The organism is Enterobacter sp. KB-221C9, from assembly GCF_041320715.1.
Lineage (GTDB): Bacteria > Pseudomonadota > Gammaproteobacteria > Enterobacterales > Enterobacteriaceae > Enterobacter > Enterobacter asburiae_D.
The window spans coordinates 58322-80504 of record NZ_JBGIWG010000018.1 but is presented as its reverse complement, the minus strand read 5'-3'; the positions used below and the strand labels follow the sequence as shown (position 1 = coordinate 80504).

Below are 22183 nucleotides of genomic sequence, written 5' to 3'. Positions count from 1 at the left end.
ATAAAATTGATCTGCCACAGGTTCACTGTAAATAATTGGGCATCCTGGGCATTTGAACATTGCCCGATCGCGCCGTGATGCGTAAATACCATATTCATACAAAGAATAAGGTTATTGAACCAAAAACAGGTGTGGTTATGAATCGTTTTATTATGGCTAACAGCCAGCAGTGCATTGGGTGTCGCGCCTGCGAAGTGGCCTGCGTGATAGCGCACAACGATGAGCAGCACGTCCTGAGCGAGCGCCATTTTCATCCCCGTATTACGGTCCTGAGATCCGGCGACCAGCGACGCCCCGTCACCTGCCATCACTGTGAAAATGCACCCTGCGCGCAAAGCTGCCCGAACGGCGCCATCAGTAAATGCGATGACAGCGTACAGGTGAATCAACAAAAATGCATCGGCTGTAAGGCCTGCGTGGTGGCCTGCCCGTTTGGCACGATGGAGATTATCGTCACCCCGCTCGACAACGGCAGCGTGAAGGCCTCGGCGAACAAATGCGATCTCTGTCTGACGCGACCACGCGGCCCGGCCTGTATCGAAAATTGCCCGGCAGATGTCCTCTCACTGGCGACGCCTGCTGTCCTTGATAATCTGGCGAAGTCGCGCCGACAGCGCACGGCCTGCCTGGAGGCGCAGCCCTGGCATGCGGAGGTCGTCGGAGAAGCCGCTCCGCGCACCAAACTGCAGCAGATGCAGGCGACGGCGCCACGCGGCGAGCCCGACAAACTCGCTGCCGCAGAGCGCGTGGGCCATTTTAACGAAATTTACCTGCCGTTCCGGGACGGGCAGGCCGCCCGCGAGGCGTCGCGCTGCCTGAAATGCGGCGAACACAGCATTTGCGAATGGACCTGCCCGCTGCATAACCACATCCCGCAGTGGATTGAGCGCCTCAACGCGGGGGATATCACCGGCGCGGTCGAGCTTTCTCATCAGACCAACTGTTTACCTGAAATTACCGGCCGCGTCTGTCCGCAGGACCGATTATGCGAAGGTGCCTGCACAATACGTGAAGAGGCGGGATCCGTGACCATCGGTAACATCGAGCGCTATATCTCCGATCGGGCGCTGGCGATGGGCTGGCGCCCGGATATGTCCGCCGTCACGCCGTCGGGTAAACGCGTCGCGATCGTCGGCGCGGGGCCCGCCGGGCTGGCGTGCGCCGACGTGCTGGCGCGCAGCGGCGTGAGCGTGACGGTCTATGACCGGCATCCGGAAATTGGCGGATTGCTGACCTTTGGCATCCCGGCATTCAAGCTGGACAAATCGCTGCTCGCGCGGCGCAGAGAGATATTTACTGCGATGGGGATCCGCTTCGAGCTGAACTGCGAGGTGGGCCAGGACGTGTCGATGTCGCAGTTAAAGCACGATTACGACGCCCTGTTTATTGGCGTGGGAACCTACCGCTCGATGAAGGCGGGTATCCCGCATGAAGACGCGCCGGGGGTCTATGACGCGCTGCCTTTCCTGGTGGGCAACACGCGGCACGTTATGGGGCTGGAGGCGACGGACAGCGAACCGTTCATCGACACCCAGGGTTTAAACGTGGTAGTGCTTGGCGGGGGGGATACCGCGATGGACTGCGTCCGCACCGCGTTACGCCACGGTGCGGCGAAGGTGACCTGCGCCTATCGTCGGGATGAGGCCAACATGCCGGGCTCGAAGAAAGAGGTGAAGAACGCCAGAGAAGAGGGCGCGGCGTTTGAATTTAACGTCCAGCCGGTTGAGCTGACGCTGGATCCTGACGGAAAGGTCAACGGTATCCGGATGCTGCGTACCGAGCTTGGAGAGCCGGATGCGCAGGGACGGCGTCGGCCCGTTCCCGTGGCGGGCAGCGAGTTCGTGATGGCCGCAGATGCGGTCATCATGGCGTTTGGTTTTAACCCGCACGCGATGCCGTGGCTGCAGGCGCAGGGTGTCGAAACGGATGACTGGGGGCGGATTGTTGCTTCGGTCGAGAGCCGTTACCGTTACCAGACGACCAACCCACAGATCTTCGCCGGGGGCGATGCGGTACGCGGCGCGGATCTGGTGGTGACCGCAATGGCGGAAGGGCGTCATGCGGCGCAAGGGATACTTGACTGGCTGGGGGTTAACGCGCCAAAACATCATTAAACCGACGGGCGACAAAGCGGGATTCACGGCGTAGTATAGGACGACTCATTGTGTCGTGGAGCCCGTATGACCCTGAAAATTAACGTTATCAAAGACAAAATTCTCTCTGAAAACTACTTTGTCCTGCGTAACATCACCTACGATCTTACGCGTAATAACGGTGAAGTGATTCGCCACAAGCGCGAGGTCTACGATCGCGGCAACGGAGCAACCATTCTGCTCTATAACCGTGAAAAGCAGAGCGTGGTGCTGATCCGTCAGTTCAGGGTGGCGACATGGGTCAATGGTAACCCCGACGGACGTCTGATTGAAACCTGCGCGGGCCTGCTCGATGATGATGAGCCGGAAGTCTGTATCCGCAAAGAGGCCGTAGAAGAAACCGGCTTCGAAGTGGGCGAGGTCAAAAAGGTCTTTGAGCTGTTTATGTCACCGGGCGGCGTGACGGAGCTCGTCCATTTCTTCATTGCAGAGTACAGCGACGCGCAGCGCACCCACCGGGGCGGTGGCGTTGAGGATGAAGATATCGAAGTGCTGGAGCTTCCCTTTTCCCGGGCGCTGGAGATGATGCGTTCAGGGGAAGTCAGGGATGGTAAAGCGGTGATATTACTGCAGTATTTACAGACAACCGGGTTAATGAACTCTGCTTTCGAACGGATGTAGTATGTTTTTCGGGTATATCTGACAAATCCGATTGAGCAACCCCGGCGGGAACACGAAGATACTGCCCAGTTAAGCGTTTTCGTTCCGGGATTGTGCCATTCATGCGCTACAGCGTCTTTTTGTTTTACCTGTTTTGTGTGCTCCTCGCGCCGCAGGTGCGGGCTGCACCTGCCCAGCAAGCCTTCTCTGACTGGCAGGTGACCTGCAATAACCAGAACTTTTGCCTTGCGCGCAACACGGGTGAACACCGCGGTCTGGTCATGACGCTCACCCGAAGCGCCGGGGCGAAAACGGATGCCACGCTGCGTATCGATCTTGGCGGTCTTGATACGCCCTCCGTCAAAGAGCCAGAGATTGCCCCCCGGCTGCTGCTGGATAACGTTCCCCTTACGCTGGACAAACAGCGCTGGCAGCTCACGCCCTGGCATCTGAAAACGGACGATGCGGCCACCATCACCGCCTTTCTGAAAAACATCCAGGAAGGGAAGGCCCTGACCCTGCGCGGCGGTAAGCAGATTATTTCACTGAGCGGTCTGAAAGCCGCGCTGCTGTTTATTGATGCGCAGCAAAAGCGCGTCGGCAGCGAAACTGCGTGGATCAAGAAAGGTGACGATCCGCCGCTAAGCGTTCCGCCTGCACCCGCCTTAAAAAAGGTGGCGGTAGTCAACCCGACCCCGACGCCACTCTCCCACGTCGAACTGAACGACCTGCTGGACTATGGCACCGGACGGATGAACAGCAGCCAGTGCTCGCTGGATCCTAACCGCCGGGAAGTGCGCGTCACCGCGTTAACCGATGACAAAGCGCTGCTGATTGTCAGCTGCGAGGCGGGGGCCTATAACACGGTCGACCTGGCGTGGCTGGTATCACGTAAAAAACCGTTCACCGCGCGCAGCGTCAGGCTGCGTCTGCCGTTTACGCCGTCAAGCGACGGCAGTGAAATGGAGTTGATGAACGCCAGCTTCGATGAGAAGACGCGCGAGCTGACCACGCTCGCGCTGGGACGCGGTATGGGCGATTGCGGGATCCAGACGCGCTGGCGTTTCGACGGCCAGCGTTTCCGCCTGGTGCGCTACGCCGAGGAGCCCAGCTGCGACAGCTGGAACGGGCCTGATGCCTGGCCCACGCTGTGGATCACGCGGTAGCTTTTTCCGGGTGGCGGCTACGCCTTACCCGGCCTACGAATCCTGCGGTCTGTGACAATGTGCGGGGTGGCGGCTTGGCCTTACCCGGCCTGCGAATCCTGCGGCCTGTGACAATGTGCCGGGTGGCGGCTACGCCTTACCCGGCCTACGAATCCTGCGGCCTGCGACAATGTGCCGGGTGGCGGCTTGGCCTTACCCTGCCTACGAATCCTGCGGCCTGTGGCAATGTGCCGGGTGGCGGCTTGGCCTTACCCGGCCTGCGAATCCTGCGGCCTTTGACAATGTGCCGGGTGTCGGCTTGGCCTTACCCGGCCTGCGAATCCTGCGGCCTGCGACAATGTGCCGGGTGGCGGCTTGGCCTTACCCGGCCTACGAATCCTGCGGCCTGCGACAATGTGCCGGGTGGCGGCTTGGCCTTACCCGGCCTACGAATCCTGCGTTCTGTGACAATGTGCCGGGTGGCGACTTGGCCTTACCCGGCCTACGAATCCTGCGGTCTGCAAAAGCTCGAACCGTAGGCCGGGTAAGCGATAGCGCCACCCGGCAAAGCAGACCGCACTCTGGTTACTGTTTACGGAAAAAATCGTTATACAGCATGTAAAGATGCGCCGCGCTCCACGAGAAATTAGGCGCGCCTTGCTGCGCCCCGGTCAGCGGGTTGTAGTTTTCCTGAATCGGGCCGTCGGACGTTAACCCCTTTGCGTGCTTAAAGAAGCTTTCTGCCAGCGTTTGCGCCTGTTCCCGGTAGCCATAGCGTTCCATCCCTTTCAGGCCAAACCAGAACTGGTCGACCCAGACCCGGCCGCGCCAGTAGATATCCGGACCAAATGCCGGGTTGGTTAGCGCGGCAGTCCCGAGCGGCACATACGTGTTGAACTCTTTCGGATCCAGCATCACCTTCACCACGGCATCCGCATGCTCCTGCGTTGCCGCACCGTTAAACAACGGCGACCAGCCTTCCGGTCCTTTCCCGCGCTCGACGATAGGCTTGCCCGCACAGCCGTTCGCCAGCGGTTTATCCTCGATACGGATGTCATAGTAAAAACCGCTCTTTGCGTCGAACATGCAGGTATTGATGTAGCTCGCGAGCCTATCCGCCAGCTGACGGTAGCGGCTGGCCTCCTGCTCTTTACCCAGCAGGCTCGCCATCTGTGCCAGATAGTGATTGTCGCTGTACATATAGCTCGCCTGGTCGACGGACTCCTGCAGCAGCGAGTAGCCCAGCAGCCTGCCCTCTTTGTCGCGGTTTTCGGCAAACTTCACCGTCCAGTCGCTGCGTTTACCGCCGTTTGCGATGTATTTATCCAGCTGGGATTGATCGATAAAACCGAAGACGGCGGCGTCATCGCGTCCTGATTCCCACGAGGCCGCAACCTGCGCCGGGATCTCCAGACTGTCGTAATGGCCTTTGTCGATTACCCTTGCGTAATTCTTCAGCCCGGAGAGGGATTCTTCTTTGTCGCCTCTTTTCACCGTGAAGAGCATGTCGCCGCTGGCGGTATTATGGGCCTTGTCGCGCGTCGCGCCGTACTCCGGCACGCCGTTGCCGTTGTGGTCGCGGTTGCGCAGCCACCAGTCGTGGTAGGCCACCAGTTTAGGATACATTTCCGCCAGCCAGGCCTTATCCTGCGTGGTGTTATACACCTCCATCACCGACCACGCCGCCAGGCTCGGTTTGGTATTACGTTCATTCCAGTTGCCGCCGTCGCCGCCGCGTTCCGGGCTCAGGTTCCAGGCGATGAGGTCCGGCACAAAGCCCGCATCCTGCGGGCGCACCGGATCGTCAGGTTTGATTTGCCAGGAAAAGACCGCACGAATGTTCTCTTTGGCGATTTCTGGGTTGAAATGCGACATGGCAAACGCCTGTTTCCAGGTATCCCACGGCCATGTCTGGTTGCCGGAGAACCAACGTCCGGTGACGGATGGCGTCACCGTGTTATAGCGCACCGCGCCCCCCGGCGAGCGCCAGTTGCCGTTCAGCGTTTCGATGGCCTTCACCGCCACGCGGGTTTGCTCTGGCGTCGCATCAGGGTTGGTTAGCCCTTTCTGCAAATAGCCTTCCCAGCGCCGCTGCGAGGCAGTCATATAAGCGGCCGGGCGCGCCAGAATATCGCGGATCTGCACCTGCTCGCGCTTTACCTCATCGGCATTCAGCAGATGGGAGTACGTGGTATACAGCGTGGTGCTGCCGGTAATGCGCGCGCGGCTGGTAAAGCGGTGCCCGTCGACGGTGGTGTCAACGGGGAGGGATTTATGCACCTGGTATTCGGAGCTGCCGGAGGTCAGCAGATCCCAGGTGGAGCGCACTTTGCCAAAGATCACCTTCAGGCCGTCACGCGCGGGGACCAGCCTGCGCTGGTAATCCGGATACGCGCCGTCGATGGTCTTATCCGAAAGCGGTTTACCCTCTTTAGCCTCCAGCTTTTCCAGCAGTTCGCCGTCCCACACCAGGTCGAGCGGTGACTTGCTGACGATGCGTGTTTCCAGCAGCGAGGTGCGCGCGGTGGCAAAGCGCAGCGTCATTACTATCTGCACATCTTTTGCGCTCAGCTTCTGCACCAGCGCGCCGGGCAGGCTGTAAGCCTCAAGGGTAAAATCGACTTTTTTGCCGTTCTGATACACGCTCAGGCGATCGAAATTGGTCGCCATAAAGTTAATGTACTCTTCGGTGAGCAGCGCTACGCCGGGAAATCCTCCCTGGGTCTGCGGCCCGTCCGGCAGCAAATGCCCATGCCAGGCACCCAAATCGAAAAAGGGATTGAAACGCTGGTGGTCGTCAGCGTCGAAATCGTGCATAAACGCCGGTGCACCGGCGCGGTTGATGACGTTTTTAAAATCAGTTGGGCTGGTAGCGTGAGCCGAAAAGCTGAGCGCCAGCGCGCAGGCCAGCGGTGTAAGGCTGAGTTTCATGATGGAAGATCCTTTTACCAGTAGAAATATTGCATCAGGAAGACCTGGTCGCTCGGGTCGCCGGAAGCATTTTTCATGTAGAAGCGGCTGTCGGCCGCGGTAGCAAAACGGCCACCGCCGTACTCATACCAGATACCGAACTGCATAAACGAGGTCGTTTCATCGGCGGCATTGTCCGGGCGATGCTTTGCGTAGCTGTAGGCGGTGGAGAGATAGACGCCTTTTAACGCTTCAACCATAGCGCTGACCATATACCCGGTCTCTGTGCCGGAGACGTCTCTGCCGCTGGCGCGGCCGGTGTGATGCCAGGCGCGCGCCGCCAGGTTGGGCGACAGAATGCCGGTCAGGAAGAGTTGGCCTGTCCCGTCGGTGACCTCAAGGCCGTTCATCCAGGTGACGTCTTTGACGATGTCATACTGGATATAGCCGTTGGCCATCGCCGGATAGGTATACTTATCGTCATAGCGATCGTATTTGCCAAAATGCAGCCAGGCTTTGCTCTCGTCATGGTGCCCCGCAGGCGTGGCGGTGACGCTGTAGCGCAGGTTCCCGGAGCGGTTCTGTACCTTGAGCGCGTACATAATGTCGCGGGTATTGGGGATCACATATCCCAGATCGGGCGTGAAATCCCCCCACCACTGCAGGTCATCGAGGGAGGAGTCCTGACGCAGGCTGAGCATGATCTCGGTGTTGCCGTCAGTTTTGTAGCCGCCGTAAAAGCGGTTAAGCCCACCTTCGAATCCGCCCCAGCTGTAGTCGGGCACCCAGGCGTTCCCCTGATGGTCAGCCTGTACGGTCCAGCCCTCGCCGTAAATCAGGCCGAACCAGTGCCCGTGCTTCATTTCCAGACCGCCCTCAATATAGGTGCCGTCACTGTATTTATGCTTATTCTGGCCTTCTAAATCCATATATCCGCCGACCCCCAGCTCGCCATAAAAACGAAACGACGGAGAGGTGATTTCCGGGGTTCGGGTATCGTCATGTTCAGCGGGTCTGATTTCTTCTGCGGCAATTGCAGGGCAGCAGAAAGAGAGGGCAGCGAGTGCCCCAATCGTTTTCTCTTTAATTTTCATGCACTCATCCCAATGAGAGAATATCCATGCCTTAAGTGTTAATTAATATTTGAGGCAGGTGACGCTTCTATTTGTTGTTGTTCTTTTGATAATCCCCGGACGTATTTGCTGTATTTCCACCAGGCAAATCCGAGGAATAACACAATGCCACCGACGTTATAGAAAATAATCGTCAGAATATTGGCACCGGTGGGGAAGGTTGAGGCCACAAAGCCGATGGCAAAAATCACAATCAGCATCGACACCACCACCATCCCGGTAGTGCGTGAGCCCATTTTGAAATCGCGCGGGAGATGATCGAGCTTACGGCGCAGATTGAGGTATGCCAGCATGATGAACAGCGGCGGTAACATAGACGCGGCCGCGGTCATGTTGATGACGGTATTCATCAGCTCCTGCGCGGTGTTCGATCCCATGGTTGGGATAATCATTAACGGAATGACGATCAAATACTGGATCCACGCCGCGCGCGCCGGTACGCCGTTCTCGTTCAGCGCCACGGTTTTTGGCCCAAAGATGCCGCTCGGGATTTCAGAGAAGAAGATTTTGACCGGGGTCGCCGTCCACATCAGCAGGGAACCGAACATCGCGGTAAAGGAGACCAGGCCGACAAAGCGGTTCATCAGCACTTCCGGCAGGCCAAACCATACCGCCAGGCCGTGGAACACCTGTACCGAACCACCGGTGAACTTCAGCTCTTTGCTGCTGATAAAGACGTTAATCAGCACCGAGGAGATGGAGTAGAGCACGCCGATGAAAATCCCCGCCAGAATGATCACCCTGACGAAGGATTTTGACCCGCCCTTCACGTCGTTAACGTAGACCGCAACGGACTCTGCGCCTCCGGCGGCCATAAATATCCAGGTGGTGATGCCAAGAAATGCCCAGTTAAAGTTCGGGATCATCGCGTCAACGGTAATCGGGTCGGCTGGCTGCACGCCGCCCATCAGCGCCGCACCGGCCAGCAGAATATAGGAGAGGGTCAGCAGCAGCATCAGCGTTGAGGTCACAGACGTGATCGGCCCCAGCATTTTCGCCCCGTTGGTGGACACCCAGGTTGAGAAAGCGAACAGCACCATGCTCAGGACCGTGGTGGCAAACGGCGTAAGAATGTACTCATAGCCCAAAAAGGCGTAAGAGGCGTAGGCGATGACGCGGGGTAATAACGAGGTAAAGAAGAACAGGTTTACGAACCAGTATGTGTAGGCGGTAATAAACGCCCAGCGCCCGCCCAGCGAGCTTTTCACCCAGGCGTACACCCCGGCTTCGGAGTTTTTATTCAGGGAGACAAACTCTGCGATGATTAAGCAGAAAGGAATGAAGTAGAACAGGGTGGCTAAAAAGAACATCGGTGCCGAGGCGAGGCCCAGCTCGATATTGTTATTGATAACGTTGTTAAAACTAAATACAGCGGCAAACGTCAGCGACAGCAGGCCGAATTTACCGATGGTATTACGTTTGATCGTTTCAGACATAATGTTTCTCCGGGTACGAGGAGGATTTCGCGGTGCTTCATTGGCACCGCTGAATTTTTATTTGTTATGGAAATAGCCGTCTTCGATGGTCACATAGAGAACGACTTTTTTAGCAGGCGTTTCGCTGATAAAGCGATAGGCCTCGTGATTCTCGCAAATGACGATTTGCCCCTCATGGATGAGTTCGGTATGGCCCACGCCTTTCAGGTATTCGCGGTCGGTTTCATCCCGGTAGCACTCCACAAGCTGAAGGACGTCTTTTGCGGCGTACTCAATTTTCTGTGCGCCCTGCAGATAGTAATGGACCTCGAAATAGCGGCGATGGCCGACGAACAGCGCGTCGGTGCTGGCATCCTGGGTCACGCGATAGGCCAGAGAGTCGCCAATCGAGTGGGCAACGCCGGGCTGGATGTTGTCGATGTTATTAATGGCTTCTGTGCAGCGCTGCCATTTACGGCCCGTGCGATAACGCTGCTGGAACTGTTCCAGGCTGTCGAGAACGATCATTTTTCTGCCTCGCTGTGCGAATTCATGGAGAAGAAATCGGTGCCGAACCGATGGTGTACCAGTGCCTGCGCGGTAGTTTGTCCGCCTTCCAGCGGGAGCAGGGTGAAGCCGTAGCGGAACGGCCTGAACCAGACGCGCCAGGTGTCCAGCACTTCGCTTCCCCAGGAGTTGGAGCCTAAGCCCAGTACCTGATGATCGAGATTGAGGGTGATGTCATCGCTGCGGCGCAGTTCGTTGCAGTGCTGCGCGGCGTGGATGTTCTCTGCCGTGTAGTGCCAGGCGCTGAAATGGATGGGCTGTTCAGGCACCACCAGAAGACCGCTGCCGTGACGGTTGGCGAGCGTTGCCCAGCGCACCTGCTGGCGGTTGCCGTTGTTCTGCGGGAACGGGTAGTTTTCGAACATCTCGTCCACGGTGGTGTGCCATTGGTCTATGGTGCTGGCCTGCTGGCTGTCCGGGTAGTTCTCTCCGGGGCCGCGTCCGTAGTAGCTCACCTGGTCGAATTCGCCGTTGATGCCGAGGGTTAAGCCGATGCACGGGATAATGTGCGGGTAATCGCCGTAGCGTTCGCCGCTTAGCTCAACGTTAATTTGTCCGTCGGCGGCAATGCGCCAGCGGTAGGTGCAGCGCATACCAAAATCAAACACCGGCGGAGCAATCAGCGTGCGGGTCGTAATGACGATCGCATCGTCCTGCTGCTCGATCTCAAAACCGCGCAGATGCTCCTGCATAATCTGCAGGTGGTTGGGTTGCCATAGGCCCTCATATTCCTGCTTGTGGTTATCAATCATCGGCTTGAAGAAATTAATCTTCGGTTCGCGGGTGATCTTATCTTCACCGTTAACCTGCCAGGCGCTGAGTTTTCCCGTCACTTTTGAGAAGCTTGCGCGGAAGTTATGTCCGGTCACGGTACAGTTCAGGCGGTCCTCTTCCTGCAGCAGCGGCGTGGCGTTGGCGTTAATAAACGGCGTCGCGTGAGCCGTGCGCGCTTTTAGCGGGAACTGATACACCGCAATCTCGTGCCCCGCCTCGCTATAGCGGGTGCGGCTGTTTTTGCTGATGCGCACGGTCAGGAACGCTTCGCGCTCGTCGAGTTCGGGCAGGTTCAGGCTCACGCTGCGGGTGCTGTTGGGGGCCAGCCCGGTAAGTGTCAGCGGCTGGCTGTAAAGGGTTTCTCCTTCGGCACGCACCTCAACGAGCAGGGTGTAATCATCCAGGCCGGTGAACCAGAAGCGATTTTCAACGTGCAGCTCGCCGTTCTGCCAGCGCAGCTTGACCGGGGCAATCACCTGCTTATATTCGCGCAGGCCCGGACCCGGCATTTGGTCGGAGTAGATCAGCCCGTCGAGGCAGAAGTTGTAGTTGTTCGGGTAGTCACCAAAGTCGCCGCCGTAGGCGTAATACGTATTGCCGCTGGCATCTGCCGCCTGAATACCGTGGTCGCACCACTCCCAGACGTAGTGGCCCTGAATGCAGTCGTGGCGATCGAAGACGTTTTGATACTCGCTCAGACCGCCGGGACCGTTGCCCATCGCGTGGGCGTATTCGCAGATGATGCGCGGTTTGGCGTGGGGATACTCGCCGAACAGGTTCATCAGCGGCACGCGGGTGTACATGGTCGAGATGATATCCACCACCTCAGCGTCGCGATCTTCTTCGTAATGCAGCAGGCGCGTGTCGTCCAGCGCCTTTGCGGCCCGCGCCATGGCGCGGATATTGCAGCCGTAGCCGGACTCGTTGCCAAGCGACCAGATGATGATTGAAGGATGGTTTTTCTGCGCGTGAATATGGCGTTCGATGCGCTCAACGTAGACATGTTCCCACAGCGGATCGTCCGTGATGCGGCTCAGATCGCCGACGTTGGCAAAGCCGTGAGATTCCACATCCGTCTCCGCCATCACGAACAGGCCGTAGATGTCGCACAGCTCGTAGAAGCGCGGATCGTTGGGGTAGTGGGCGGTGCGCACCGAATTGATGTTGTGCTGCTTCATCAGGATCAGGTCGCGCTCGACCCGATCCATGCCCACGGCGCGGCCTTTCTGGTGATCGTTGTCGTGACGGTTTACGCCGTGCAGCTTCAGGTAGCGATTGTTGATGTAGAACAGACCGTCGCGCACCCTGATGTCGCGAAAACCAACACGCTGCGGGATAACCTCCAGCGTCTGCCCGTTCGCATCTTTTAGCGTTATTACCAGATGGTAGAGATAGGGGGATTCCGCAGACCACTGCTGAGGCTGTTTGACCTCAATGCTGAAGGCGGTTTCCGCGCTGCGGGTCACGGTCAGGCTGTCGGTTGTGCCCTGAAGGATCGCTGCTTCGCCATCATACAGGGCATACTCCAGCGACACGGCTGATGCGTGCGGGGCCAGGTTTTCCAGCTCAAGCTGACAGAAAAGGGTGGCGTTTTTCCAGGCTTCGTCAAAGGTGGTTTTGATCGTGACGTCGCGCACGTGAGTGGGATTTTTGCCGATCAGATAGACGTCGCGGAAAATACCGGCCGTCCACCACATGTCCTGATCCTCAATGTAGGTAGAATCCGCCCACTGCATCACCCGCACGCACAGCAGGTTTTGCCCGCCATGCACCGCGTGGCTGATATCAAACTCGGCGGCCAGCCGGCTGCCCTTGCTAAAGCCTATATAGTGACCATTCACGTAGACTTCGAAATAGGTTTCGACGCCGTCAAACTTGATGAGGGTCTGCTTACCCTGCCAGCCGTCCGATAGCGTGAAGTAGCGCTGATACGCCCCGGTTGGGTTATCCGTAGGCACCCAGGGGACGTCGACCGGGAAGGGAAAGCCTTCGTCGGTGTACTGCAGCTGGCCGTGGCCTTCCATCTGCCACATGGCGGGGACGGTAATGTCGCCCCAGTCGGCCATGTACTCAGAGGTGAAGTTTTCCGGCACCAGAAGCGGGTTGGTGAAAAAGCGAAAGTTCCACTTACCGCTCAGAGACAGAAAGTGGCTGCTGGCTTCGCGGGCAAAGGTGCGAGCCTGCGCGACGGTGTCGTATGAGAAGAAGTACGCACGCGGCGGAAGCCGGTTCTCATGCGTGAGTTGAATATTTTCCCAGCGATTCATGCGATCTCCCTGTAGGGGTAAAACATCATTGCTGAGGATTTTAGTAAATATTTTACTAAATAAAATCAGTAAAATTGATTTGCTTTAACTCGATCACGAAATAAAAAAAAGCCGGGCATGCCCGGCGATGTGTCAAACGAGGGGGATTAGCGGGTGGTGCCGCGCAGTTTCAGCACGCTCGGCACGAAGACCTGCAGCGGCAGCGCCCGGCCATCGCGGGATTTTTCCAGCAGCAGGTTAACCCCCTGGCTGCCCATCATTTCAGAGTGGATGCGTACGGTAGAGAGCGGCGGGAAGGTGAAGCGGGCGGTCGGGATATCGTTCACGCTAATGAGCGAAATGTCCTCCGGGATCGCCAGCCCTTTTTCATGGATAGCGCGCAAGACGCCGATGGCTATCGAATCAGAGGCCACAAACAGGGCGGTTGGCCAGCTTGTCTGTGCCAGCATGGTTTTCGCCAGTTCGTATCCGGACGAGCTGGAAAAACCGCCGCGCCAGATATCCTGTTCAGACACCACCCCTTTCAAACGGCCATACTCGACAAAAGCGGCTTCGCGGATATCGGCTTTGCCGGGTTCATCTTCCCCGCCGATAAAGCCAATGCGCTTAACGCCCTGATCAATAAAGAAATCAACGATCTGCTTGCTGATGCGCGAGAGGTCAATGTCGACGGAATCGAACGCGCTGCCGGGTTCGTGAAAGTCGATAAAGCAGACGTTGTCCGTCAGGGCCATTGCGCTACGGCGAGTTGCTGGTGAAGGTTTGCCCACAATCAGTACGCCGGTCAATTTTTTACTCTCCGGCAGGGTGGCACTGGCGTAACAGTTGCTCAGCTCCACGCCCAGTTTTTCACACTGCGTCTCAATGCCGTGGCGGATGGCAAGGTAGTAAGGGTCGTTAATCTCCAGCTCTTGCTGGTAGCTGTAGAGTGCCAGAATGTGTTGCTGACCCACCGCGGCAGACTGCAATTTGCGGGACGTTGTGCTCTTATATTCCAGCTTTTCCGCAATCTCCAGAATGCGGTGTTTGGTCTCTTCTTTTACGTTCAACGTTGGGTCATCGTTTAAAACCCGGGATACCGTCGCCAGCGAAACGCCAGCCTCCGTCGCGATGTCTTTGAGCGTAGCCATGTTTGTCCTTATTCCCCACGTGATAGCCCATTGTAAAGGATGGGCCAGGACATGCATCAGTTTTTACTAAATATCCTGCCCATTGCGTCCGGCAAATAGCGTGCTAGTATTTAGTAAAATTTTACTAAGGAGAGAGCATGGACACGATAGCTTACGATGACTTTGCAAAGCTGGAGATCCGCGTGGGGACGATCGTGGACGTTAAGCGCCACGCTAACGCAGATAAACTCTATATCGCGCAGATTGATGTGGGCGGAAAAACGCTGCAAACCGTCACCAGCCTGGTGCCGTATTACCGGGAAGAGGAGCTTATGGGAAAAACGGTGGTGGTGCTGTGTAATCTGGCGAAAGCGAAGATGCGCGGCGAAACGTCCGAATGCATGTTGCTTTGCGCGGAAACCGATGACGCCAGCGAAAGCGTGTTGTTAACGCCGGAGCGGGCGATGGCAGCGGGCGTGCGGGTGGTATAAAAAAGGGTGGCAAAGCCACCCGATTGTTGTAGGCCCGGTAAGCGTAGCGCCACCGGGCACGCAGGCCGCACTAGATAACGCTCAGCGCCTTCTCCACCACGTTCTCAACGGTAAAGCCGAAGTACGGGAACAGCTTATCGGCAGGGGCGGACTCACCGTAGCCCCGCATGCCGACAATCGCCCCTTTGAGCCCGACATACTTGTACCAGTAGTCGGCAATACCGGCTTCCACCGCCACGCGAGCCGCGACGCTGGACGGCAGGACCGATTCCCGGTACGCCTCGTCCTGGGCGTCAAAGATATCCGTTGAGGGCAGGGAAACCACGCGCACCGCGTGTCCTTCGGCGGTCAGTTTCTCCGCCGCTTTCACCGTGATTTCCACTTCAGAACCGGTCGCTATCAGGATCACGTCCGGCTTGCCGCCGCTGTCTTTCAGGATGTAGCCGCCGCGAGCGATGTTTTTCACCTGTTCCGGGGTACGCTCAATCTGCGCCAGGTTCTGGCGTGACAGAATTAATGCCGTTGGGCCATTGTGGCGTTCCACCGCCAGCTTCCAGCCCACCGCCGCTTCGACCTGATCGCACGGACGCCAGGTGCTGAAGTTGGGCGTCAGGCGCAGGCTCGCCAGTTGTTCAACCGCCTGGTGCGTGGGCCCGTCTTCCCCCAGCCCGATGGAGTCATGGGTATAAACCATGATTTGCCGCGCCTTCATCAGCGCCGCCATGCGCGCCGCGTTACGGGCGTACTCGACGAACATCAGGAAGGTGGCGGTGTACGGCACAAACCCGCCGTGATGGGCGATGCCGTTGGCAATGGCGGTCATGCCGAACTCGCGCACGCCGTAGTGGATATAGTTCCCGGCGATGTCCTCTTTGAGCGATTTTGAGCCGGACCAGATCGTCAGGTTGCTTGGCGCCAGGTCGGCCGAGCCGCCGAGCAGTTCGGGCAGAATAGGGCCGATTGCGTTCAGGGTATTTTGCGACGCCTTACGGGTGGCGATCTTCGCCGGGTTGGACTGCAGGTTTTCAATCAGCGCCTGGGTTTTATCGTCCCAGTCTTCCGGCAGACCGCCGCTCATGCGCCGTGAAAACTCGGCGGCGAGATCAGGATGCGCCTTTTTGTAGGCGGCAAACTTATCGTTCCAGGCGTGCTGGGCTTTCTCACCGTCTTCACGGGCATCCCAGGCTCTGTAGATCTCTTTCGGGATCTCAAACGGCGGGTATTTCCAGCCCAGCTTCTGCCGGGTCAGCGCCACTTCCTCGTCACCCAGCGCCGCGCCGTGCGCCTCTTCTTTGCCCGCCTTGTTCGGCGAGCCGAAGCCGATCACCGTGCGGCAGATAATCAGGGACGGTTTGTCCTTCACGCTCTGCGCTTCCTGAATTGCTTTTTTCACCGCCTCAGGGTCGTGACCGTCGATCTCATGCACCACGTGCCAGTGGTAGGCTTCGAAGCGTTTTGCCGTGTCGTCGGTAAACCAGCCTTCGGTCTCCCCGTCAATGGAGATGCCGTTGTGATCGTAGAAGCCGATCAGCTTGCCGAGCCCCAGCGTGCCCGCCAGGGAGCAGACCTCGTGCGAGATCCCCTCCATCAGGCAGCCGTCGCCCATAAACACGTAGGTGTAATGGTCGACAATCTCGTGGTCCGGCTGGTTAAACTGCGCCGCCAGCGTGCGTTCGGCAATCGCCAGTCCAACCGCATTGGCCAGCCCCTGACCGAGCGGCCCGGTGGTGGTTTCCACCCCTGGCGTATAGCCAATCTCCGGGTGACCCGGCGTTTTGGAGTGCAGCTGGCGGAAGTTTTTCAGCTCCTCGAGCGGCAGATCGTAGCCGGAAAGGTGCAGCAGGCTGTAGAGCAGCATTGAGGCGTGACCGTTGGAAAGAATAAAGCGGTCGCGATCGTACCAGGTGGGGTCATTGGGGTTGTGCTTCAGAAAGTCGTTCCACAGCACTTCGGCAATATCAGCCATGCCCATTGGCGCGCCGGGGTGGCCGGAATTGGCTTTCTGCACGGCATCCATGCTGAGGGCGCGAATGGCATTGGCTAGCTCTTTACGGGACATAGTTCACTCCGTGGCAAGGTTAAAGTTTGGCGGCGAGAAGGTCTTCAAGTTTGCGCTGGTCGACGGCGAACAGGCGGATACCTTCCGCCAGTTTTTCCACGGCCATGGCGTCCTGATTGTGCTCCCAGCGGAACTCCGCCTCGGTCATGGCTTTCGGTTTTGGCAGAACGGTGGAGGTCGGCACCAGCTTGCGGATCACCGTTTCTTCTTTGTCCTGTAGCTCCTGGAGCAGGTTAGGGGAGATGGTCAGGCGGTCGCAGCCCGCCAGGGCGAGGATCTGCTCGGTACGGCGGAAGCTGGCCCCCATCACGATGGTTTCGTAGCGGTGCTGTTTGTAATAGTCGTAGATATTACGGACCGATTTCACGCCCGGATCCTCATCCACTACGTACGGATCCATCGGCTGTTTCGCCTGGTACCAGTCGTAGATGCGCCCGACAAACGGCGAGACGAGGAACACGCCCGCTTCAGCGCAGGCGCGCGCCTGGGCAAACGAGAACAGCAGCGTCAGGTTGCAGTGGATGCCCTCTTTTTCCAGTACCTCTGCCGCACGGATGCCTTCCCAGGTGGAGGCGAGCTTAATCAGGATGCGTGATTTATCGATCCCCTGCTCCTGGTAGAGTTCCACCAGACGACGCGCCTTATTAATGCTCTTTTCTGTATCGAACGAGAGGCGCGCGTCGACTTCGGTTGAGACGCGTCCCGGGATGCTTTTAAGAATTTCCGCACCAAAATTAACCGCCAGCTTGTCGCTGGCTTCGGCGACCTGCTGCTCCTGCGTTTTCCCGCGCTGTTTACCGTAGGCAATGGCGTCATCAATCAGATGACTAAAATGGGCAAGCCCTGCCGCTTTGAGCAGCAGCGAAGGGTTAGTGGTCGCATCCTCCGGCTGATAGTGGCGAATCGACTCGATATCGCCGCTGTCTGCAACCACGGTGGTGAATTTTTTGATGCCGTCTAGCTGGTTCATAAAAGATTACTCCTTGGAAATAAAAGAGTTAGATGAGTGCGTTAGTTCACACTTCTGGAAAAATCATGATGGACTTAACAAAAAAGCATAGCAGACGGGGGAGGCATTGCTTTTGAGACGGGTAACATGGCTGTTATAAATTGATAACAATTTTTAATGTGTGATGGTGAGAGTTTGGCAGCCTTCAAAGTTTAGGAGGCGGCCTGAGGCGATACTAGGCGGCACACCAGGGTGTGCATCAGGATCGCTTACGTCACCCTTTTGACCGATACGTGAAAGGAAAAATAAGATGGATGAGCAGTTGAAACAGAGTGCCCTCGATTTTCACGAGTTTCCTGTCCCGGGGAAAATCCAGGTCTCCCCAACCAAGCCGCTGGCAACCCAGCGCGATCTGGCGCTGGCCTATTCGCCGGGCGTCGCTGCGCCGTGTCTGGAAATCGAAAAAGACCCGCTGGCGGCCTACAAATACACCGCGCGTGGCAACCTCGTCGCCGTGATCTCTAACGGCACGGCGGTGCTGGGGCTGGGCAATATCGGCGCGCTGGCCGGCAAGCCGGTGATGGAAGGGAAGGGGGTACTGTTCAAGAAATTCGCCGGTATCGACGTGTTCGATATCGAGGTGGATGAACTCGATCCTGACAAATTCATCAACGTGGTGGCCGCGCTGGAGCCGACCTTCGGCGGGATTAACCTGGAAGACATCAAAGCGCCGGAATGTTTCTATATCGAGCAGAAGCTGCGCGAGCGTATGAACATTCCCGTGTTCCATGATGACCAGCACGGAACCGCAATTATCAGCACCGCCGCGATTCTGAACGGCCTGCGCGTGGTAGAGAAAAATCTCTCCGACGTGCGCATGGTGGTGTCTGGCGCAGGTGCGGCGGCCATCGCCTGTATGAACCTGCTGGTGGCGCTGGGTATGCAGAAACACAACATTGTGGTCTGCGACTCCAAAGGCGTTATCTATAAAGACCGCGAGCCGAACATGGCGGAAACCAAAGCGGCGTATGCGGTGGACGACGACGGTAAACGCACCCTGGACGACGTGATAGACGGCGCGGATATCTTCCTCGGCTGCTCGGGTCCGAAAGTGCTGACCCAGGAGATGGTGAAGAAGATGGCGCGCGCGCCGATGATCCTGGCCCTGGCGAACCCTGAGCCGGAAATCCTGCCGCCGCTGGCGAAAGCGGTGCGTGAAGACGCCATTATCTGTACCGGTCGCTCTGACTACCCGAACCAGGTCAACAACGTGCTCTGCTTCCCGTTCATCTTCCGCGGCGCGCTGGACGTTGGCGCAACGGCGATCAACGAAGAGATGAAGCTGGCGGCGGTGCACGCGATTGCGGAGCTGGCCCACGCCGAGCAGAGCGAAGTGGTCGCGTCTGCGTACGGCGATCAGGATCTGAGCTTCGGACCGGACTACATCATTCCAAAACCGTTCGACCCGCGTCTGATTGTTAAAATTGCCCCAGCGGTGGCCAAAGCGGCGATGGACTCCGGCGTGGCGACGCGTCCGATTCACGATTTCGACGCTTACGTCGATAAGCTCACCGAGTTTGTCTATAAAACCAACCTGTTCATGAAGCCGATCTTCTCCCAGGCGCGCGCCGACGCGAAGCGCGTCGTGCTGGCGGAAGGGGAAGAGGCGCGCGTGCTGCACGCCACCCAGGAGCTGATCACCTTAGGCCTGGCGAAACCGATCCTGATTGGTCGTCCGAGCGTGATTGAAATGCGTATCCAGAAGCTGGGCCTGCAGATCAAGCCGGGCGTCGACTTCGAGATCGTTAACAACGAATCCGATCCGCGCTTCAAAGAGTACTGGAGCGAATACTACGCGATCATGAAGCGCCGGGGGATCACCCAGGAGCAGGCGCAGAAAGCCGTCATCAGCAACACCACGGTGATCGGCGCGATCATGGTCCATCGCGGCGAAGCGGATGCGCTGATCTGCGGCACCATCGGCGATTACCACGAGCACTTTAGCGTGGTGCAGGAGATCTTCGGCTATCGCGACGGCGTTCATACCGCCGGGGCGATGAACGCGCTGCTGCTGCCGAGCGGCAACACCTTTATTGCTGACACCTACGTTAACGACGATCCGACCCCGGACGAGCTGGCGGAGATCACCGTGATGGCCGCCGAGACCGTGCGTCGCTTTGGTATTGAGCCGAAGGTGGCGCTGCTGTCGCACTCTAACTTTGGTTCGTCTAAATCCGCGGCGGCCTGCAAAATGCGTCAGACGCTGGAGCTGGTGCGCAAGCGTGCGCCGGAGCTGATGATTGACGGGGAAATGCACGGCGATGCCGCGCTGGTGGAGAGCATCCGTAACGAACGTATGCCGGACAGCCCGCTGAAGGGATCGGCCAACATACTGATTATGCCGAACGTGGAAGCGGCGCGTATCAGCTATAACCTGCTGCGCGTCTCCAGCTCTGAAGGGGTGACCGTAGGACCGGTACTGATGGGCGTGGCGAAACCGGTGCATGTGTTAACGCCGATTGCCTCCGTGCGTCGTATCGTTAACATGGTGGCGCTGGCGGTGGTTGAGGCGCAGACGCAGCCGCTGTAAGCGCGTGGTGTCGGGTGGCGCGTTCGCTTACCCGACCTACAGGTTGAGTAGGCCGGATAAGCGTAGCGCCATCCGGCAGTTACACCCAGTCCCGAACCTGAATAAACTCACGCAAGGCAGCCTCCGGGCTGCCTTCTTTTGGTTCGTAGCAGTATTCCCATCGCACCAGCGGCGGCATCGACATCAGAATCGACTCCGTGCGCCCGCCGGTCTGCAGGCCGAACAGCGTTCCGCGATCCCACACCAGGTTGAACTCCACGTAGCGCCCGCGACGATAGAGCTGGAACTCGCGTTCGCGCACGCCGTAGTCGGTATTTTTACGGCGCTCGACAATCGGCAGATAGGCGTCGGTATAGCCTTCACCCACCGCGCGCATAAAGCTGAACGCGGTATCAAAATCAGGGGTGTTGAGATCGTCAAAGAACAGCCCGCCGATGCCGCGCTGCTCGTCGCGGTGCTTCAGGTAAAAGTAGTCATCGCACCACTTTTTGAATTTGGGGTAGACGTCTTCACCAAACGGCAGACAAAGGTCCCGCGCGGTGGTGTGCCAGTGTACGGCGTCCTCTTCGAAGCCGTAGTAGGGCGTCATGTCGAAACCGCCGCCAAACCACCAGACCGGATCGGCCCCCGGTTTTTCCGCAATGAAAAAGCGGACGTTGGCGTGGCTGGTCGGCACAAACGGGTTGTGCGGATGCACCACCAGCGAGACGCCCATCGCCTCGAAGCTGCGGCCCGCCAGTTCAGGACGATGCGCCGTCGCAGACGCGGGCATGGCGTCGCCGTGTACGTGGGAAAAATTCACGCCCGCCTGTTCGAAGATGCCGCCGTTTCGCAGCACGCGGCTGCGCCCGCCGCCCCCGGCCTCGCGCTGCCAGTTATCTTCCTGAAATTCACCGCCGTCTGCGGCGGCCAGTTTCTGGCAGATCTCATCCTGCAGCTGCAGCAGGAAGGTTTTTACCAGTTGAGCATCGGGTTTCATCAACGTTTCCTGGAGTGCGCTTTTTGGTTATCGAACCAGTTGAAGTAGCTGATAATGCCGGAGGCGATGGCGTTGGCGATCTTCTGACGAAACGCCGTGGTGCCGAGGAGTCGCTCTTCTTCCGGGTTGGTAATAAAGGAGGTTTCCACCAGCACGGACGGGATGGACGGTGATTTCAGCACCACAAACGCCGCCTGCTCGGTGCCTTTGCTGTGCAGACGATGCACCGGCTTAATCTTCTTCAGAATATGCGAGCCGAGCGTCAGGCTGTTTTTGATCGTATCCGTCTGCACGAGGTCGAACAGCACCTGCTGTAGCAGATGATCTTTGTCGGTGGCTTTCTTCCCGGCGACTTCATCCGCCCGGTTTTCGCGGTCGGAGAGGTATTTTGCCATGGCGCTACTGGCGCCACGGTTGGAAAGCGCAAACACCGAGGCGCCCGCCGCAGAAGGGTTGGTAAAGCCGTCGGCGTGGATCGACATAAACAGATCCGCTCCGTGCTGGTGGGCGATCTCTACGCGGTCATACAGCGGAATAAAGGTATCGCCAGAGCGCGTCAGACGGGCGTCAATGCCGTTACTGCGTAAAATTGCGCGCACATTTTTTGCAATTGCCAGCACGACGTGTTTTTCTTTCGACCCGTTTTTGCCGATGGCGCCGGTATCAATACCGCCGTGTCCCGGGTCGAGCATCACCAGACGCTTCGCGCCCGGCTTTTTGGTTTTCGGTTTGCTGTGTCCGTTACTGGTTTTGAGCGTGCTCTCGTCTTTCGCCTGAGCCTGCTTTGCGATGCCCGTTAACGTTAAGGCCGCCAGCCCCGCTTTGAGAACCTGACGACGCGATGTGAGTGCTTTTAATGGTTTGAATGTGCTCATGCGGCCTGAATACTAAAAAAAGGGGTCCTGGTGTTATATCGTATCGTGTTTCCCGTTACGACAGTCCATATTGAGAATTGTTTTACTTTTCATTTCAATACGTGACAAAGTGACATTATGCCAAATTTTGGCGAGATTTTCCCCGGTTATTGGCTAAAGGCGTGGTT

15 protein-coding genes are annotated in these 22183 nt (G+C 57.9%); 5 read left to right on the top strand and 10 right to left on the bottom strand.

The genetic code is table 11. The features are described 5' to 3' along the window. Positions 1-137: 137 nt before the first annotated feature. The 3 genes from aegA to AB8846_RS20845 all read left to right on the top strand — a co-directional run bounded on the left by aegA (position 138) and on the right by AB8846_RS20845 (position 3919). Positions 138-2114: a formate-dependent uric acid utilization protein AegA gene (gene aegA, locus AB8846_RS20855; RefSeq protein ID WP_370733586.1), complete on the top strand. Its 1977-nt coding sequence runs from the start codon at positions 138-140 to the stop codon at positions 2112-2114. A gap of 66 nt (positions 2115-2180) precedes the next feature. Then, the gene (gene nudK, locus AB8846_RS20850; protein WP_370733585.1) at positions 2181-2774 is read left to right on the top strand and encodes a GDP-mannose pyrophosphatase NudK; all 594 of its coding nucleotides are present in this window, start codon (positions 2181-2183) and stop codon (positions 2772-2774) included. Positions 2775-2875: 101 nt separating this feature from the next. After that, on the top strand, positions 2876-3919 hold the full coding sequence (locus AB8846_RS20845; RefSeq protein ID WP_370733584.1) for a DUF1176 domain-containing protein: 1044 nt from the start codon (positions 2876-2878) through the stop codon (positions 3917-3919). Positions 3920-4483: 564 nt separating this feature from the next. Here the strand turns inward: AB8846_RS20845 and ygjK are convergent. The 6 genes from ygjK to ebgR all read right to left on the bottom strand — a co-directional run bounded on the left by ygjK (position 4484) and on the right by ebgR (position 14094). Continuing rightward, positions 4484-6829 carry an alpha-glucosidase gene (gene ygjK, locus AB8846_RS20840; RefSeq protein ID WP_370733583.1) on the bottom strand — a complete coding sequence of 782 codons (2346 nt, stop codon included), beginning with the start codon at positions 6827-6829 and terminating at the stop codon, positions 4484-4486. A 14-nt stretch (positions 6830-6843) separates the two neighbouring features. Beyond that, on the bottom strand, positions 6844-7902 hold the full coding sequence (gene ygjJ, locus AB8846_RS20835) for a protein YgjJ (protein WP_370733582.1): 1059 nt from the start codon (positions 7900-7902) through the stop codon (positions 6844-6846). Between the two features lie 38 nt (positions 7903-7940). Next, positions 7941-9377, bottom strand: a complete 1437-nt coding sequence (locus AB8846_RS20830; protein WP_331411660.1) for an amino acid permease — start codon at positions 9375-9377, stop codon at positions 7941-7943. A 57-nt stretch (positions 9378-9434) separates the two neighbouring features. Next, complete coding sequence (locus AB8846_RS20825) at positions 9435-9884, bottom strand: beta-galactosidase subunit beta (RefSeq protein WP_370733581.1); 450 nt, start codon at positions 9882-9884, stop codon at positions 9435-9437. Beyond that, positions 9881-12964, bottom strand: coding sequence for a beta-galactosidase subunit alpha (gene ebgA / locus AB8846_RS20820; RefSeq protein WP_370733580.1), 3084 nt, complete (start codon positions 12962-12964; stop codon positions 9881-9883). The genes AB8846_RS20825 and ebgA overlap by 4 nt, the downstream gene beginning before the upstream one ends. A 146-nt stretch (positions 12965-13110) precedes the next feature. Further along, on the bottom strand, positions 13111-14094 hold the full coding sequence (gene ebgR, locus AB8846_RS20815) for a transcriptional regulator EbgR (protein WP_370733579.1): 984 nt from the start codon (positions 14092-14094) through the stop codon (positions 13111-13113). A gap of 137 nt (positions 14095-14231) precedes the next feature. Between ebgR and AB8846_RS20810 the strand changes: the two genes are divergently transcribed. Beyond that, positions 14232-14564, top strand: coding sequence for a tRNA-binding protein (locus AB8846_RS20810; RefSeq protein WP_024907583.1), 333 nt, complete (start codon positions 14232-14234; stop codon positions 14562-14564). Positions 14565-14634: 70 nt separating this feature from the next. Here AB8846_RS20810 and tkt read toward each other — a convergent pair whose 3' ends face one another. After that, positions 14635-16623 (bottom strand): transketolase, encoded by a 1989-nt coding sequence (gene tkt / locus AB8846_RS20805; RefSeq protein WP_370733578.1) that lies wholly within the window; start codon positions 16621-16623, stop codon positions 14635-14637. Positions 16624-16642: 19 nt separating this feature from the next. Next, positions 16643-17593: a transaldolase gene (tal, locus tag AB8846_RS20800; RefSeq protein ID WP_331411664.1), complete on the bottom strand. Its 951-nt coding sequence runs from the start codon at positions 17591-17593 to the stop codon at positions 16643-16645. Between the two features lie 289 nt (positions 17594-17882). Here tal and maeB point away from each other — a divergent pair, with 289 nt between their 5' ends. After that, positions 17883-20162, top strand: a complete 2280-nt coding sequence (gene maeB / locus AB8846_RS20795; protein WP_370733577.1) for an NADP-dependent oxaloacetate-decarboxylating malate dehydrogenase — start codon at positions 17883-17885, stop codon at positions 20160-20162. Positions 20163-20241: 79 nt separating this feature from the next. Here the strand turns inward: maeB and hemF are convergent, their stop codons facing one another. Together hemF and amiA are read right to left on the bottom strand one after the other, a co-directional pair. After that, positions 20242-21141: an oxygen-dependent coproporphyrinogen oxidase gene (gene hemF, locus AB8846_RS20790; protein ID WP_370733576.1), complete on the bottom strand. Its 900-nt coding sequence runs from the start codon at positions 21139-21141 to the stop codon at positions 20242-20244. Next, positions 21141-22016 (bottom strand): N-acetylmuramoyl-L-alanine amidase AmiA, encoded by an 876-nt coding sequence (amiA, locus tag AB8846_RS20785; RefSeq protein ID WP_023308739.1) that lies wholly within the window; start codon positions 22014-22016, stop codon positions 21141-21143. The genes hemF and amiA overlap by 1 nt, the downstream gene beginning before the upstream one ends. Positions 22017-22183: the final 167 nt, after the last annotated feature.

What these genes read in the sequence shown, in the direction of transcription:
- nudK (WP_370733585.1), top strand. Translation starts at nt 2,181, where the DNA reads ATGACCCTGAAAATTAACGTTATCAAAGACAAAATTCTCTCTGAAAAC.
- hemF (WP_370733576.1), bottom strand. Translation starts at nt 21,141, where the DNA reads ATGAAACCCGATGCTCAACTGGTAAAAACCTTCCTGCTGCAGCTGCAG.
- tkt (WP_370733578.1), bottom strand. Translation starts at nt 16,623, where the DNA reads ATGTCCCGTAAAGAGCTAGCCAATGCCATTCGCGCCCTCAGCATGGAT.
- AB8846_RS20830 (WP_331411660.1), bottom strand. Translation starts at nt 9,377, where the DNA reads ATGTCTGAAACGATCAAACGTAATACCATCGGTAAATTCGGCCTGCTG.
- ygjK (WP_370733583.1), bottom strand. Translation starts at nt 6,829, where the DNA reads ATGAAACTCAGCCTTACACCGCTGGCCTGCGCGCTGGCGCTCAGCTTT.
- AB8846_RS20810 (WP_024907583.1), top strand. Translation starts at nt 14,232, where the DNA reads ATGGACACGATAGCTTACGATGACTTTGCAAAGCTGGAGATCCGCGTG.
- aegA (WP_370733586.1), top strand. Translation starts at nt 138, where the DNA reads ATGAATCGTTTTATTATGGCTAACAGCCAGCAGTGCATTGGGTGTCGC.
- maeB (WP_370733577.1), top strand. Translation starts at nt 17,883, where the DNA reads ATGGATGAGCAGTTGAAACAGAGTGCCCTCGATTTTCACGAGTTTCCT.
- ebgA (WP_370733580.1), bottom strand. Translation starts at nt 12,964, where the DNA reads ATGAATCGCTGGGAAAATATTCAACTCACGCATGAGAACCGGCTTCCG.
- AB8846_RS20845 (WP_370733584.1), top strand. Translation starts at nt 2,876, where the DNA reads ATGCGCTACAGCGTCTTTTTGTTTTACCTGTTTTGTGTGCTCCTCGCG.
- ygjJ (WP_370733582.1), bottom strand. Translation starts at nt 7,902, where the DNA reads ATGAAAATTAAAGAGAAAACGATTGGGGCACTCGCTGCCCTCTCTTTC.
- amiA (WP_023308739.1), bottom strand. Translation starts at nt 22,016, where the DNA reads ATGAGCACATTCAAACCATTAAAAGCACTCACATCGCGTCGTCAGGTT.
- AB8846_RS20825 (WP_370733581.1), bottom strand. Translation starts at nt 9,884, where the DNA reads ATGATCGTTCTCGACAGCCTGGAACAGTTCCAGCAGCGTTATCGCACG.
- tal (WP_331411664.1), bottom strand. Translation starts at nt 17,593, where the DNA reads ATGAACCAGCTAGACGGCATCAAAAAATTCACCACCGTGGTTGCAGAC.
- ebgR (WP_370733579.1), bottom strand. Translation starts at nt 14,094, where the DNA reads ATGGCTACGCTCAAAGACATCGCGACGGAGGCTGGCGTTTCGCTGGCG.